The sequence below is a fragment of the Nocardioides panaciterrulae genome, from assembly GCF_013409645.1.
Classification (GTDB): domain Bacteria; phylum Actinomycetota; class Actinomycetes; order Propionibacteriales; family Nocardioidaceae; genus Nocardioides; species Nocardioides panaciterrulae.
The window spans coordinates 2,764,994-2,779,356 of sequence record NZ_JACCBG010000001.1 but is presented as its reverse complement, the minus strand read 5'-3'; the positions used below and the strand labels follow the sequence as shown (position 1 = coordinate 2,779,356).

At 73.7% G+C, this 14,363-nt stretch carries 13 protein-coding genes; 11 read left to right on the top strand and 2 right to left on the bottom strand.

The window, feature by feature from the left end:
- Positions 1–149 precede the first annotated feature (149 nt).
- From BJZ21_RS13190 to BJZ21_RS13140, 11 genes are all read left to right on the top strand, one after another.
- Entirely contained in the window at positions 150–3,581 is a 3,432-nt protein-coding gene (locus BJZ21_RS13190) for a ribonuclease E/G (protein WP_179664179.1), read from the top strand.
- A gap of 212 nt (positions 3,582–3,793) precedes the next feature.
- Positions 3,794–4,096: a 50S ribosomal protein L21 gene (gene rplU, locus BJZ21_RS13185; RefSeq protein WP_179664178.1), complete on the top strand. Its 303-nt coding sequence runs from the start codon at positions 3,794–3,796 to the stop codon at positions 4,094–4,096.
- Between the two features lie 45 nt (positions 4,097–4,141).
- On the top strand, positions 4,142–4,396 hold the full coding sequence (rpmA, locus tag BJZ21_RS13180) for a 50S ribosomal protein L27 (protein ID WP_179664177.1): 255 nt from the start codon (positions 4,142–4,144) through the stop codon (positions 4,394–4,396).
- Between the two features lie 140 nt (positions 4,397–4,536).
- Positions 4,537–6,090 (top strand): GTPase ObgE, encoded by a 1,554-nt coding sequence (obgE, locus tag BJZ21_RS13175; RefSeq protein ID WP_179664176.1) that lies wholly within the window; start codon positions 4,537–4,539, stop codon positions 6,088–6,090.
- A complete protein-coding gene (gene proB / locus BJZ21_RS13170) occupies positions 6,087–7,202 on the top strand; it encodes a glutamate 5-kinase (RefSeq protein ID WP_179664175.1) in 1,116 nt (371 codons plus the stop codon). Before obgE ends, proB begins: the two co-directional genes overlap by 4 nt.
- 35 nt (positions 7,203–7,237) lie before the next feature.
- The gene (locus BJZ21_RS13165; RefSeq protein WP_179664174.1) at positions 7,238–7,471 is read left to right on the top strand and encodes a hypothetical protein; all 234 of its coding nucleotides are present in this window, start codon (positions 7,238–7,240) and stop codon (positions 7,469–7,471) included.
- A gap of 68 nt (positions 7,472–7,539) precedes the next feature.
- Positions 7,540–7,959: a hypothetical protein gene (locus tag BJZ21_RS13160; RefSeq protein WP_179664173.1), complete on the top strand. Its 420-nt coding sequence runs from the start codon at positions 7,540–7,542 to the stop codon at positions 7,957–7,959.
- Positions 7,960–8,005: 46 nt separating this feature from the next.
- Positions 8,006–9,235, top strand: coding sequence for a cysteine desulfurase family protein (locus BJZ21_RS13155; protein WP_179664172.1), 1,230 nt, complete (start codon positions 8,006–8,008; stop codon positions 9,233–9,235).
- Between the two features lie 10 nt (positions 9,236–9,245).
- Positions 9,246–10,367: a tRNA 2-thiouridine(34) synthase MnmA gene (gene mnmA / locus BJZ21_RS13150; RefSeq protein WP_179664171.1), complete on the top strand. Its 1,122-nt coding sequence runs from the start codon at positions 9,246–9,248 to the stop codon at positions 10,365–10,367.
- Positions 10,364–11,371, top strand: coding sequence for a uroporphyrinogen decarboxylase/cobalamine-independent methonine synthase family protein (locus tag BJZ21_RS13145; RefSeq protein ID WP_179664170.1), 1,008 nt, complete (start codon positions 10,364–10,366; stop codon positions 11,369–11,371). The genes mnmA and BJZ21_RS13145 overlap by 4 nt, the downstream gene beginning before the upstream one ends.
- A gap of 80 nt (positions 11,372–11,451) precedes the next feature.
- Positions 11,452–11,988 (top strand): type 1 glutamine amidotransferase domain-containing protein, encoded by a 537-nt coding sequence (locus tag BJZ21_RS13140; RefSeq protein WP_179664169.1) that lies wholly within the window; start codon positions 11,452–11,454, stop codon positions 11,986–11,988.
- An 81-nt stretch (positions 11,989–12,069) separates the two neighbouring features.
- On the opposite strand, the gene BJZ21_RS13135 is transcribed toward BJZ21_RS13140, so the two are convergent.
- Positions 12,070–13,662, bottom strand: a complete 1,593-nt coding sequence (locus BJZ21_RS13135; protein ID WP_179664168.1) for an MFS transporter — start codon at positions 13,660–13,662, stop codon at positions 12,070–12,072.
- Between the two features lie 31 nt (positions 13,663–13,693).
- Positions 13,694–14,293 carry a TetR/AcrR family transcriptional regulator gene (locus BJZ21_RS13130; protein ID WP_179664167.1) on the bottom strand — a complete coding sequence of 200 codons (600 nt, stop codon included), beginning with the start codon at positions 14,291–14,293 and terminating at the stop codon, positions 13,694–13,696.
- Positions 14,294–14,363 lie beyond the last annotated feature (70 nt).

Genomic DNA, 14,363 nt, shown 5'->3' with positions numbered 1-14,363 from the left:
GGCGACCGCGGCAGGTGGGCGATGTGCTTCCAGTGACGCACTGCGGAGGGTGTCGCCGCCACCGAAGGCTTTGCGCCGTCGGCCCAGCCTGACCGGGTCCACGGCGTCCGACACGCCCGGTGCCACGGCGCCGGGTCGAGGAGCAGTACATGCCCGACGAACTCCAGCCCGCAGGCACCACCACGGAACCGGAGGTCGCCGACGGCGCCCCGGTGACGTCCGCGCCGGCGAAGAAGGCCGCCAAGAAGACGACGGCCAAGAAGGCCGCCGCCAAGAAGGCGCCGGCGAAGAAGACCACCACGAGGAAGAGCGCGGCCAAGAAGGCCACCGCTCCCGCTGAGCAGCCCGACGCCACGGACGACCCCCTGCTCGTCGACGCGGGCGAGGCGCAGGTGCCCGGCGCGGAGGCTGAGCCCCCCAAGGCAGCCGCGAAGAAGACCGCCCGCAAGGCCGCGGTGAAGAAGACCACGACCCGGAAGAGCGCGGCCAAGAAGGCCGCCGCCCCCGCGGAGCCGACCGACCCGGCGCAGGACGTCCTGATCGCTGCGGCCGAGGACGCCGAGGAGACCGAGGAGACCGAGGCCGCGACGTCCGTCGCCGCGGCCCCGATGGTGCTCTTCCAGGCTCCCGAGCCCACGAAGAAGGCGCCCGCGCGACGCGCCCGCAAGACCACGAAGCCGCCGGTCGAGCCCGCCGAGGCCGCGCAGGACGAGAGCGTCGAGACCGCAGCCGGCGAGACCGAAGCCGCCGTCATCGAGGCCGGCCCCGAGTCCGCTGAGACCAAGCCGAAGCGGGGCCGGGGCCAGCAGTCCGAGGCCAAGCAGTCCGAGGCCAAGCAGGCCGAGGCCAAGCAGTCCGAGGGCAGGCAGCCCAAGGCCAAGGCCGGCCGGCCCGAGCAGCACCAGCCCGACGTCGAGGAGGCCACCGCCTCCGCCGAGGACGAGGACGAGGCCGGGACCGCCACCGCGGAGGAGTCCTCCGGGGTCACCGAGGAGTCCGGCGACCAGTCCGGCGAGCAGGAGTCCGAGGGTGGCGGCCGTCGTCGTCGCCGCCGCGGGGGCCGTCGGCGCCGCAAGTCCGGCGACGGGGACAACGCCGGCCAGGACAACCACGACCACCACGACGAGCAGGGCGAGACCGGCGCGACCCAGCCGAAGGACTCCGAGGGCTCCGACAAGGAGGCCGAGGGCGAGTCGGGCGAGGGCACATCCCGCCGCCGCCGGCGCCGTCGCCGCTCCGGGGACGACTCGGGCGACGGCTCGACCGACGACTCGTCGAGCACCGTCACCCGGGTCCGCCGCCAGCGCTCGGCGGAGGACGAGATCACCGCGGTCTCCGGCTCGACCCGACTCGAGGCCAAGAAGCAGCGTCGCCGCGAGGGTCGCGAGGCCGGCCGACGCCGGGCCCCGATCGTCAGCGAGGCCGAGTTCCTGGCGCGCCGCGAGGCCGTCGACCGGGTCATGGTCATCCGCCAGCACGAGGAGCTCACGCAGATCGCGGTGCTCGAGGACAAGGTCCTCGTCGAGCACTACGTGGCCCGCGAGTCGCAGACCTCGCTGATCGGCAACGTCTACCTCGGCCGGGTGCAGAACGTGCTGCCCTCGATGGAGGCCGCCTTCATCGACATCGGCAAGGGCCGCAACGCGGTGCTCTACGCCGGTGAGGTGAACTGGTCCGCGCTGGGCCACCGTGACGGCCAGCCGCGCAAGATCGAGTCCGTGCTCACCTCCGGCCAGCCGGTGCTGGTGCAGGTCACCAAGGACCCGATCGGCCACAAGGGCGCCCGGCTCACCAGCCAGGTCAGCCTCGCCGGACGGTTCCTGGTCTACGTGCCGGACGGCACCACGAGCGGCATCTCCCGCAAGCTCCCCGACACCGAGCGCAACCGGCTCAAGGCGCTGCTGAAGGAGATCGTGCCGGACAGCGCCGGTGTCATCGTGCGCACCGCCGCCGAGGGTGCCAGCGAGGACGAGCTGACCCGGGACGTCGAGCGGCTCAAGGCGCGCTGGGAGGACATCGAGAAGAACGCGAAGTCCGGCAGCGCCCCCAAGCTGCTCTACGGCGAGCCCGACCTCACCCTCAAGGTCGTCCGCGACCTGTTCACCGAGGACTTCGGCAAGCTGGTCATCCAGGGCGACGACGCGTGGGACACCGTGCAGGGGTATGTCACCCACGTCGCCCCCGACCTCGAGGAGCGCCTGGAGCGGTACGACGGCGAGGGTGGCAAGGACGTCTTCGCGGCGTACCGGATCGACGAGCAGATCGCCAAGGGCCTCGACCGCAAGGTCTGGCTGCCCTCCGGTGGCTCCCTGGTCATCGACCGCACCGAGGCGATGACGGTCGTCGACGTCAACACCGGCAAGTTCACCGGCTCCGGGGGCAACCTCGAGGAGACCGTCACCAAGAACAACCTCGAGGCGGCCGAGGAGATCGTCCGGCAGCTGCGGCTGCGCGACATCGGCGGCATCATCGTCGTCGACTTCATCGACATGGTCCTGGAGTCCAACCGCGACCTGGTGCTGCGGCGGCTCGTCGAGTGCCTGGGTCGCGACCGCACCCGTCACCAGGTCGCCGAGGTCACCTCGCTCGGCCTGGTCCAGATGACGCGCAAGCGGATCGGCACCGGCCTGCTCGAGGCCTTCAGCGAGAACTGCGAGCACTGCCACGGCCGCGGCGTGGTCGTGAAGGACGCGCCGGTCGAGCCCAAGCGCGGCGAGGACGAGTCCCGCCGCAGCGGCGGCAGCAGCAGCAGCGGCCGCCGCAGCCGGGGTGGCCGTGGCCGGGGTCAGGAGGCCGAGAACGAGCAGGCCCGCAGCTCGGACGGCCACGACCACGACCACAAGGCGCCCTCGCCGAAGGACGTCGCCGCCATGGCCAAGGAGCACGCAGCCGAGCGTGCCGCCGAGGAGCCGGTCGAGGCGTCGAGCGACGGCCAGCCCCACGACAACCAGCCCCACGACAACCAGCCCCACGACGGCCAGTCGGGGGACGGGCAGCCTCGTGACGGCCGGTCGAGGGGTCGGCAGGCCCCCGCCGCCTCCACGCCCGCACCGGCGCAGGCCGCCCAGGCCGAGGAGGCGACTCCGGAGGCGCTCGAGCCGGCCCAGCCCGCCGCGGAGGCCTCGCCGCAGCCGGCCGCCGAGCCGGCGCGCCCGCAGGTCGTGACCCGCACCCGCACCCGCCGGACCGCGAGCCGGCCGGCGGGGCAGCCCGAGCACCTGCCTGCCCCCGAGCCGGTCGTGCTGGAGGCCCCGGTCGCGGCCCCGGTCGCGACCGAGCCGGTCGAGCAGGCTGCCCCGGTGGAGCAGGCCGCCCCGGTGGAGCGCCCCAAGGTGGTGACCCGCACCCGCGGCCGCCGCGCCACCCGTCCGGCCGGGCCTCCGACGTCCGCTGCTTCCGGGCCGTCGGGGCCGGGCAGCGTCGGCTCCGTCGGCGCGCCGCCGGAGCACGGGGCCGTGGAGCCCGGCACCGCGCTGAGCGAACCCGGCGCGGCCGGGGACGGTGAGAACGCCGACGACGCGCACCTCGAGGCGCACGTCGAGCACGTGCCGATCAAGAAGAAGGGCTCGCGCAAGCGCTGAGCAAGGACGCGCCCGGTCATCCCCAACGGGGCACCGTTTTGCGGTGACCGGGCGCGATCCGTAGTATTGACCTTCGGTGCGCCACGGCGCGCCCTCTCTGTGCGGCGGTTCTCCGTAGTCACGTTGCCGGCCCGAACTCCTGAGCCTCGGTGTGTGCGACCCGCCCCAGACCAACAGACGCAAGCCAAGAAGTTTCGACGAAGGAGACCGCGGTGTACGCGATCGTGCGCGCTGGCGCCAAGCAGCAGAAGGTTGCCGTGGGCGACGTCATCGAGATCGACAAGGTCGCGACGACCGTCGGCGAGACGGTGACGCTGCCTGTGGTCATGGTCGTCGACGGCGAGCAGGTCACCGCGACCGGCCTCGACAAGGCCGCCGTGACCGTCGAGGTGCTCGGCGCCACCAAGGGCCCGAAGATCGTCATCCAGAAGTACAAGAACAAGACCGGCTACAAGAAGCGCCAGGGTCACCGTCAGAAGTACACCCAGGTCAAGGTCACCGACATCTCCCTCTGAGCCTCCGGGCTCGCACCAGGCCCAGCAGACACCTAAGGACTCGAAATGGCACACAAGAAGGGCGCGGCGTCCACCAAGAACGGTCGCGACTCCAACTCGCAGCGGCTCGGCGTCAAGCGCTACGGTGGCCAGGCGGTCAACGCGGGCGAGATCATCGTGCGCCAGCGTGGCACCCACTTCCACCCGGGCAGCGGCGTCGGCCGCGGCGGTGACGACACGCTGTTCGCGCTGGTCGCGGGTGCGGTCGAGTTCGGCACCCGGCGCGGTCGCCGGGTCGTCAACATCGTCCCGGGTGAGTGACTGACGCTCACCACCTGAACTTCATCGAAGGGCGTCCCTGGTCACCGGGGACGCCCTTCGACATTTCGTCCCGAACCGCCTCACCCGGGCCGCACCCGGGCCCGATCCGATCGAACCCTCCGGCTGATAGGAACCCCCCCATGGCTGTCCCGACCTTCGTCGACCGGGTGACGCTGCACGTCAGCGCCGGCCGCGGCGGCAACGGCGTCGCGTCGGTGCACCGCGAGAAGTTCAAGCCGCTCGGCGGCCCCGACGGCGGGAACGGCGGCCCCGGCGGTTCGGTGATCCTGCGGGTCGAGCCCAACGTGACCACGCTGCTCGACTACCACCACAGCCCGAAGCGGCGTGCCGAGCACGGCGGGCACGGCGCCGGCAGCCACCGCAACGGTTCCCACGGCGCCGACCTGGTGCTGCCGATCCCGGAGGGCACGGTGGTCAGCGACGCCGAGGGGACCGTGCTCGCCGACATGGTCGGGATCGGCACCGAGCTGGTCATCGCCCAGGGCGGGCGCGGCGGACTCGGCAACGCCGCCCTGGCCTCGTCCAAGCGCAAGGCCCCGGGGTTCGCGCTGCTCGGCGAACCGGGGGACGAGCTGGAGATCGTGCTCGAGCTCAAGGTTGTCGCCGACATCGGCCTGGTCGGCTTCCCGAGCGCCGGGAAGTCCAGCCTGATCGCCGCGATCTCGCGGGCCCGCCCGAAGATCGCGGACTACCCGTTCACCACCCTGGTCCCCAACCTCGGGGTGGTCACCGCCGGCGACCTCACCTTCACCGTCGCCGACGTCCCCGGCCTGATCGAGGGCGCCAGCGACGGGCGGGGCCTGGGCCACGACTTCCTGCGGCACATCGAGCGCTGCGCCGCGATCGTGCACGTCATCGACACCGCGACCATCGAGCCGGGCCGCAACCCGGTCGAGGACCTCGACATCATCGAGAACGAGCTCAGCAGGTACGGCGGGCTGGAGGACCGGCCCCGCCTGGTGGCGCTGAACAAGGTCGACGTCCCCGACGGGCGGGACATCGGCGAGTTCGTCATCGACGAACTGCGGGAGCGCGGGCTGCGGGTGTTCCCGGTCTCGGCCGCGTCCGGGGAGGGGCTGCGCGAGCTGACCTTCGCGATGGCCGAGATCGTCGCGCAGGCCCGAGCCGACAAGCCGGTCGCGGAGGCCAAGCGGATCGTGCTGCGACCCGCCTCCGCGGACGGCGCCGACGACTTCACCGTCAAGGCGACCGGCGAGGGCTGGCGGGTGCGGGGCGAGAAGCCCGAGCGCTGGGTCCGCCAGACCGACTTCAGCAACGACGAGGCCGTCGGCTTCCTCGCCGACCGGCTCAACCGCCTCGGGGTGGAGAGCCGGCTGCTCGAGCTGGGCGCCGAGGAGGGCGACGCGGTCCTCATCGGCCACCCCGACAACGCGGTGGTGTTCGACTTCAAGCCGGGCATCGACGCGGTCGCGGAGATGCTGGGCCGCCGCGGCGAGGACCAGCGCTTCGACCACTCCCGGCCTGCGGCCCGCCGCCGCCGCGCGATCGACGAGGCGATGGAGGACCGCGAGGAGGGCGAGACCCGCGCCGACGTGGCCCGCCGGCTCGATGGGCCCGCGCGAGGCGGGTCCGGGCACGGACCCACGTCGTACGAGATCGGTACCAGGGAGGACCCGGACTGGCTCGAGGAAGACCCGGGGACGGCGGAGTGAGCTCGCGGCGGGAGGTCACCGACGCCCGACGGGTCGTGGTCAAGGTCGGCTCCTCGTCGCTGACCACCGCCGCGGGCGGCATCGACCCGGAGCGGGTCAGCCGGCTGGTCGACGTCCTGGCCGGGCTACGCGCCCGGGGCCGGGAGGTGGTGCTGGTGTCCTCCGGCGCGATCGCCGCCGGCCTGGCTCCGCTCGGGTTGGCGCGCCGGCCACGCGGCCTGGCGGCGCAGCAGGCCGCGGCCTCGGTCGGCCAGGGGTTGCTGGTGCACCGCTACACCGAGGAGCTCGCCCGCTACGGCGTGATCGCGGGGCAGGTGCTGCTCACCGTCGACGACGTCACCCGCCGCGCGCACTACCGCAACGCCTACCAGACCTTCGCCAAGCTGCTGGAGCTCGGCGTGCTCCCGATCGTCAACGAGAACGACACCGTGGCGACCTCCGAGATCCGCTTCGGCGACAACGACCGGCTCGCCGCGCTCGTGGCGCACCTCGTGCACGCCGACCTGCTGGTGCTGCTCTCCGACGTCGACGGCCTGTACGACGCCGACCCGGCCCACCCGGACAGCTCGCTGGTCTCCGACGTGGTCCACCCCGAGCAGCTGCAGCAGCTGCGCATCGGGAGCACCGGCGCCGGCGGCCTCGGCACCGGCGGCATGCAGACCAAGGTCGAGGCGGCCCGGATCGCCACCGGTGCCGGCATCCCCGTCGTGCTCACCTCGGCCGCCAACGCGGGGGAGGCCGTCGCGGGTGCGTCCGTCGGCACCCTCTTCCACGCCCACGGACGGCGCCGGCCCACCCGACTGCTGTGGCTGGCGCACGCGACCGAGCCCCGGGGCAGCCTGCACCTCGACCAGGGCGCGGTGCGCGCGGTCGTCGAGCGCCGGGCCTCGCTGCTGGCCGCCGGCGTGACCGGCAGCGAGGGCTCCTTCGTCGCCGGGGACCCGGTCGACCTGTGCGACCCCGGCGGGATGCCCGTCGCGCGCGGACTGGTCAACTTCGACGCCGCGGAGGTCCCGCAGCTGCTGGGCCGCAGCTCCCACGAGCTCAAGCGCGAGCTGGGCGCGGGCTACGAACGCGAAGTGGTCCACCGCGACGACCTGGTGCTGCTGTGACGGGTGGCGGAGTGAGGCCGCGGTAGCGTCACGCGGTGACCAGCTGGCAGCCCACGCCCGAGGAGGACGCCGAGGAGCGGGAGTTCCAGCGGCCTTACGGTCCGTGGGAGGCCTTCGACCGGCCCAAGGACCGGCCCAAGAACCGGCCCAAGGACCGGGCCGACCTCGAGGTCACCTGGCCGCGGCTCGGCCGGGCCGAGCAGGAGTGGCTGCGCGCCGCCGTACGCCGCCTGCACCCCGGCCACGCGCGGCCGGAGCGCCCGGGCTGAGGGAACCGGCCGGTGCTCCGGCTCGTCCGATCATCAGGCACCGGACGGTCCGAGCCGGGAGGGGAAGCATGGGAAGGCAGCCGAGAAGAGTGCGACTGGCCGGGCTCGCCGCGCTCGCGGTGGTGCTCAGCGCCTGCGGGAGTGCCACGACGACCACGGACGCGGGGGAGGCCGGGCGGTCTCCCGGACGGTCGCAGGCCCCGTCCCCGTCGCCCGCGCCGGTTCCGCACTGGCCGGCGCAGGGCTGCGCCACGCACTCGCGGTCGGTCATCGACTACGCCGCGGACAGCCACGGCGCGCCCAGCCGGCGGGCCGCGATGGCGAGGTACGTCGACGCCGGCACCCACGTCGTCCCGGCGCGCCGCACGCCGCACGGCGAGCCCAGCTGGCTGGTCGTCAAGGACGACGGCGAGATCGTCCGCGCGGTCTACGTGGAGCACTTCGACGGCGGCTGGCTGGTCAGTGGCGTGGAGCAGTGCAGCGGCTGAACCGGTTGGGCGCGGCGACCGGTCGCGCCGTACTCTGGTCGCTGCCATGTCAATCGCGACGTCCACCCCGACGGTCTACCTCGACCACGCCGCCACCACGCCGATGCGTCCCGAGGCGGTCGAGGTGATGACCCGGCACCTGCTCGAGGTCGGCAACCCGAGCTCGCTGCACGCCTCCGGGCGCAAGGCCCGCCGGATCGTGGAGGAGTCCCGGGAGACGATCGCCCGGGTGATGGGGTGCCGGCCCGGGGAGATCGTGTTCACCTCCGGCGGCACCGAGGCGGACAACCTCGCGCTCAAGGGCATCTATTGGGCCCGCCGGGCGGCCGACCCGGGCCGCACCCGCCTGTTGACCACGGCGGTGGAGCACCACGCCGTCCTGGACCCCCTGCACTGGCTGGCCGAGCGCGAGGGCGCCGAGGTGGAGCTGTTGCCCGTCGACGCCCGGGGTCGGCTCGACGTCGGCGCCCTGCGCGCCTGCGTCGAGCGCGACCCCGGCTCGGTCGCGCTGGTCTCGGTGATGTGGGCCAACAACGAGGTGGGCACGCTGCAGCCGCTGGACGAGGTCGTGGCGATCGCGTCGGAGCACGGCATCCCGGTGCACACCGACGCGGTGCAGGCCGTCGGGTCGGTGCCGGTCGACTTCGCCGCGTCCGGCGTCGACGCGCTGACCCTGACCGGGCACAAGGTCGGTGGGCCCTACGGCGTGGGCGCGCTGATCGTCCGGCGCGAGGTCGCGGTCACCGCGCTCGTGCACGGCGGGGGCCAGGAGCGTGACATCCGCAGCGGCACCATCGACCCCCCGGCGATCGCCGGGTTCGCGGCCGCCGTCGAGCTGGCGGTCAAGAACCAGCCCCACCACGCCGCCCGGGTCGGCGCGCTCCGCGACGACCTGGTGCACCGGGTTCTGGAGGCGGTGCCGGACGCCCACCTGCACGGGGCCGCGCTGGACGGGCCCGCGCCGGACGGCGCCCCGCTGGACGGGGGAGCGGTGCACCGGCTGCCGGGCAACGCCCACCTCGGGTTCCCGGGTTGCGAGGGCGACTCGCTGCTGATGCTGCTGGACGCTCGCGGCATCGAGTGCTCCACCGGCTCGGCCTGCTCGGCCGGCGTCCCGCAGCCCTCCCACGTGCTGCTGGCGATGGGCTGCGACGAGGAGTCCGCCCGCCACTCGCTGCGCTTCACGCTGGGCCACACCTCCACGCAGGCCGACGTGGACGCCCTGGTCGAGGCGATCACGCCGGTCGTCGAGCGAGCCCGCGCGGCGAGACGCTGACGGGGCCTCGATGAGGGTCATTGCAGCCATGTCCGGCGGCGTGGACTCCGCCGTGGCGGCCGCCCGCGCCGCCGAGGCGGGCCACGACGTCACCGGCATCCACCTGGCGCTCTCGCGCAACCCGCAGTCCTACCGGTCGGGGGCGCGGGGCTGCTGCACGATCGAGGACAGCAACGACGCCCGGCGCGCCGCCGACGTGATCGGCATCCCGTTCTACGTCTGGGACCTCAGCGACCGCTTCCACGAGGACGTCGTCGAGGACTTCGTCGACGAGTACGCCGCGGGCCGGACCCCCAACCCCTGCCTGCGGTGCAACGAGAAGATCAAGTTCGCCGCGGTGCTCGACCGGGCGCTGGCCCTCGGCTTCGACGCGGTCGTCACCGGCCACTACGCCCAGCTGCGGACCGGGCCGGACGGGCTGGTCGAGATGCACCGGGCGGTCGACCCCGGCAAGGACCAGTCCTACGTCCTCGGCGTGCTCGACCAGCAGCAGCTCGCCCACTCGCTGTTCCCGCTGGGGGGCTCGCGCAAGGAGGACGTGCGCCGCGAGGCCGCCGAGCGCGGCCTGCTGGTCGCCGACAAGCCCGACAGCCACGACATCTGCTTCGTCGCCGACGGGGACCACGCCGGCTGGCTGCGCGAGAAGCTCGGCGACCGGGTCGCGAACCCACCGGGCGACGTCGTCGACGAGGCCACCGGTGAGGTGGTCGGCCACCACGACGGGACGCTGGGGCTGACCATCGGCCAGCGCCGTGGCCTGCGCCTGGGCCGGCCCGCGCCGGACGGCCGGCCGCGGTTCGTGCTCGACATCGAGCCCGTCTCGGGCACCGTCACCGTGGGCGCCCGCGAGCGGCTCGCGGTCCGGCGCCTCGAGGGCATCCGGCCGCGCTGGTGCGGCACCGTGCCCGGCCGGCTCGACGGGCCAGCCGTGACCGTGCAGCTGCGGGCCCACGGCACCGAGCACCGGGCCGTGGTCTCGACCAGCGGTGACCCGGTCGACCGGGTGGAGGTCGAGCTGCTCGACCCGGCGTACGGCCTCGCCCCGGGGCAGGCCGCGGTGGTCTACGACGGCACCCGCGTCGTCGGCTCGGCCACCATCGCCGCCACCGAACGGGTGGGCCCCCCGGCATGACCGGCGCGACCGGCGTCGGGTCGATGCCCGGCGACACCCAGCACGCCTACGCCGAGGCGGTGCGCGCCGTGCTCGGTGAGCTGGGCGCGAGCGGGCTGCCGTACCTCCCCGAGGTCCCCGGACGCGGCGCCCCCGCCGGCATGACCGGGCGAGCGCTGGCCGTGGTCAGCGAGCTCGGCGCCGACCTGCAGCCGGCCGGCTGGCGGCTCACCGGCAACGACGGCTCCGGGGCCGACCACCGGCGCGCGCGCAGCCTGCTGGCCCAGGACCTCGACGGCCTCGAGGAGCAGACCCAGGGCTACGAGGGCGCGCTGAAGATCCAGGTCACCGGTCCCTGGACGCTGGCCACCACCGTGGAGAAGCCCCGCGGCGACAAGGTGCTCAGCGACCGGGGTGCCCGCCGGGAGCTCGCCCAGGCCCTGGCGGAGGGCCTGCGCGAGCACGTGCGCGACGTGCGGCGCCGGGTCCCCGGCGTACGGCGGCTCGTGGTGCAGGTCGACGAGCCGGCGCTGAGCGCCGTGCTGGCCGGCTCGGTGCCCACCGCGTCCGGGTTCCACCGGCATCGCAGCGTGGACCTGCCGGAGGCCTCGGCCACGCTGGCGTGGGTCCTGGAGGCGGTCGACGGCGCGGGAGCCGAGCCCTGGGTGCACACCTGCGCCGCCGGCACGCCGCTGCGGCTGCTGCGGGGCGCGGGCGCCCGGGGGCTCTCGGTCGACCTGGACCTGATGAGCGCGGCCGACCACGACGAGCTCGCCGAGGCGCTCGAGTCGGGGGAGTCCGTGGTGCTCGGCGTCCTGCCGGCCACCGACCCGGCCGACCCGCCCACCGACGCGGCCGTGACCGAACGGGTGCTGCGCTGGCTGGAGATGCTCGGGCTGGACCCGGCCACGACCGGCGACTCGCTGCTGCTCAGCCCGGCCTGCGGGCTCGCCGGCGCCTCGACCGCGTGGAGCCGGCGGGCGCTCGCCCTCGTGCGCGCCGCGGCCGGGCACCTGAGTGACTGACGCCGCCCGCGCCGGGCGCATCCGCACCCCGGGTGCCGGGTAAGGAGAGCAGGACAGCAGCCCGACCGAGAGGAGACTCCATGAGCGACCTGACCGGCAAGAAGGTGGCGATCATCGCGACCGACCACTTCGAGGAGGCCGAGCTGGTCCAGCCGCGCGACGCGCTGCGGGCGGCCGGCGCCGAGGTGCGGATCTACTCCACCGGCACCGACCCCATCCAGGCCGTCGAGGGGGACACGAAGCCGACGCAGAAGATCGAGGTCGACGGCACGTTCGACGACCTCGACGCGTCGGCCGTCGACGCGCTGATCGTCCCCGGCGGCACCGTCAACGCCGACACCATCCGCACCGAGGAGAAGGCCCGGGAGGCCGTGCGTGCCGTCTCCGAGGCCGGCAAGCCGCTGGCGGTCATCTGCCACGGGCCGTGGCTGCTGGTCTCCGCCGGCCTGGTCCGGGGCAAGCGGTTGACCAGCTACGCCAGCCTCGCCGACGACGTCCGCAACGCGGGCGGCGAGTGGGTGGACGAGGAGGTCGTGGTCGACGGCAACCTGATCACCAGCCGGAACCCCGGCGACCTGCCCGCCTTCATCAAGGCCATCGAGGCCGCGCTGGGCTGAGTCGGTCCCCACGCACGGGGGCCCGGTCACCCCCATGGTGACCGGGCCCCCGTCGTACGTCGTGCGCCGCGGCGCCGAGCGTCAGCCGACGTGCACCGCGCCCTCGGGGCCGTCGGTGGCGAGCTCCTGGTGCTTGACGTTGAGGAACACCCAGGTGACCAGCGAGGCGACCAGCATCAGCCCGGCACCGAGCAGGAACGCGTCGGTCGCGCCCTCGGTGAAGATCTGGTGCGAGGCGACCGCCTGCGCGGCCTTCTGCTGGGCCTCGCTCATCTGCTGGCCCCCGCCGGCCATCGCCTGCTGGGCCGCCGCGGACAGCTGGTGGACCCGGTCGTTGATGGTCTGGGTGGCGATGGTGCCGAGCAGCGAGAGACCCAGCGCGCCGCCGACCTGCTGCATGGTGTTCAGGACCCCGGAGCCGATGCCGGAGTCCTCCGAGCGCAGGTGGTGGACGGCGGTGAGGGTCAGCGGCACGAAGGTCAGCCCCATGCCGACCGACATCATCACGATGAACGGGAAGACGTTGCCGAGGTAGCTGCCCTGGACGTCGGTCACCGGGAAGGTGGTGTCGTAGGGCAGCCGCGAGAAGCCGTAGAGCGCGCCCGCGGCCAGCAGCGTGCCGGCGCCGGCGAGGTAGCGCGGGTCCATCCGGTTCGCCAGGTTCGAGGCCAGGCCCGCGGCGGCGACGAGTCCCACGCAGAACGGCAGGAACGCGACCCCGGCCTGGATCGGGCTGTAGCCCATCACGGTCTGGATGTACTGGCTGAGGTAGAAGAACATCGCGAACATCGCGGCGGGCGCGAAGAACATCGCGACGAAGCTCGCGGCGCGGGTCCGGTTGACGAACACGCGGACCGGGAGCAGCGGGTGCGCGATCCGGCGCTCCACCGCGAGGAACGCGGCCACGAGCACCAGGCCGGCCGCGAGGCTGGCGACGGTCCAGGTGTCGCCCCACCCGTCGGTGCCGGCGCGGCTGATGCCGTAGACGATGCCGAGCACGCCGAGCGTGCCGGTGACGGCGCCGGGCAGGTCGAGCTCGCCGGGGTGCGACTCCGACTCGGCGAGGAAGCGCGGCGCGAGCAGCGCGGTGACGATGCCGATCGGGGTGTTGATCAGCAGCGTCAGCCGCCAGCCCTCGACCCCGAGACCGAAGACGCTGTCGAGGCCGGTGAGCCAGCCACCGAGCAGCAGCCCCACGGCGGCGCCGACGCCGGACATCGCGGCGTAGACGGCGAACGCCCGGTTGCGCGCGGGGCCGGCGGGGAAGGTCGTGGTGATCAGCGCCAGGGCCGCCGGCGAGGCGAGGGCGGCACCGAGTCCCTGGAGGCCCCGGGCGGCGAGCAGCAGGCCCTCGTTGCCGGCCAGGCCGCCGAGCAGCGACGCGACGCCGAAGACCACGAGGCCGATCATGAAGATCCTGCGTCGGCCGTAGAGGTCACCGAGCCGGCCACCGAGCAGCAGCAGGCTGCCGAAGGCGAGCGCGTAGCCGGTGACGATCCAGCGCAGGTTCGCGTCGGAGATCTGCAGGTCGCTCTGGATGTAGGGGAGCGCGATGTTCACGATGGTGCCGTCGAGCACCACCATCAGCTGGGCCACGGAGATGAGCACGAGCGCCCACCCCAGGTGGCGGTGCTGGCCGGGTGCGCGCACCTCGGCCTGCTTGAGGTCGGTCATGGGGGTCCTTCGGTTGCTTGGAGGTGAGAGGTCAGCGCCGGCCGGTCGCGGCCGGAAGGATGATCTGGTCGATCACGCGGGTGATCAGGGCCTCGTCGGGGGCCTCGCCCAGGAGGAAGATCCGGTGCAGCACGATGCCGGCCAGGGACGGGGCGAGCAGGTCGAGGTCGACGTCGACCGGGATCTCGCCGCGGTCCCGGGCGCGTTCGAAGACCGTCCGGGACGCCTGCGCCTTCGGCCCGATGACCTGGGTGCGGAAGGCGTCGGCGAACTCGGGGTCGTGGGTGATCGCGGTGAGCACGGCGGTGAACGTGCCGACCGACGTCGCGTCCGTGAGCCCGCCCAGGCCGCAGAACGACGCGATCAGGTCGCCGCGCAGGGTGCCGGTGTCGGGCAGCGGGGCGACGTCGTGCACCGAGAGCAGCGCCTCGACGACCAGCGCCTCCTTGCCGTTCCAGCGGCGGTAGAGGGTGGCCTTGGAGGCCTTGGCCCGGCTCGCCACCGCGTCCATCGTCAGCCGGTCGTAGCCGACCTCGGTGAGCACGGCGAGCGTGGCGTCGAGGATCTGCTGCTCACGGTCACCCTCGACCCGGGGCCGCGTGGGACCCGTGGCGTCGACGTGGGTGGACATGGCGGCTCCTCGCTGGGACTTTCAGGGATGAAACGAAACCGTTTCGTTTCATCGAACAGCGTAGGTCGCT

Bases quoted from the DNA above. Each gene is read 5' to 3' on its own strand.
- BJZ21_RS13190 (WP_179664179.1), top strand. From the start codon at position 150: ATGCCCGACGAACTCCAGCCCGCAGGCACCACCACGGAACCGGAGGTC.
- rpmA (WP_179664177.1), top strand. From the start codon at position 4,142: ATGGCACACAAGAAGGGCGCGGCGTCCACCAAGAACGGTCGCGACTCC.
- obgE (WP_179664176.1), top strand. From the start codon at position 4,537: ATGGCTGTCCCGACCTTCGTCGACCGGGTGACGCTGCACGTCAGCGCC.
- BJZ21_RS13160 (WP_179664173.1), top strand. From the start codon at position 7,540: ATGGGAAGGCAGCCGAGAAGAGTGCGACTGGCCGGGCTCGCCGCGCTC.
- BJZ21_RS13155 (WP_179664172.1), top strand. From the start codon at position 8,006: ATGTCAATCGCGACGTCCACCCCGACGGTCTACCTCGACCACGCCGCC.
- mnmA (WP_179664171.1), top strand. From the start codon at position 9,246: ATGAGGGTCATTGCAGCCATGTCCGGCGGCGTGGACTCCGCCGTGGCG.
- BJZ21_RS13145 (WP_179664170.1), top strand. From the start codon at position 10,364: ATGACCGGCGCGACCGGCGTCGGGTCGATGCCCGGCGACACCCAGCAC.
- BJZ21_RS13140 (WP_179664169.1), top strand. From the start codon at position 11,452: ATGAGCGACCTGACCGGCAAGAAGGTGGCGATCATCGCGACCGACCAC.
- BJZ21_RS13135 (WP_179664168.1), bottom strand. From the start codon at position 13,662: ATGACCGACCTCAAGCAGGCCGAGGTGCGCGCACCCGGCCAGCACCGC.
- BJZ21_RS13130 (WP_179664167.1), bottom strand. From the start codon at position 14,293: ATGTCCACCCACGTCGACGCCACGGGTCCCACGCGGCCCCGGGTCGAG.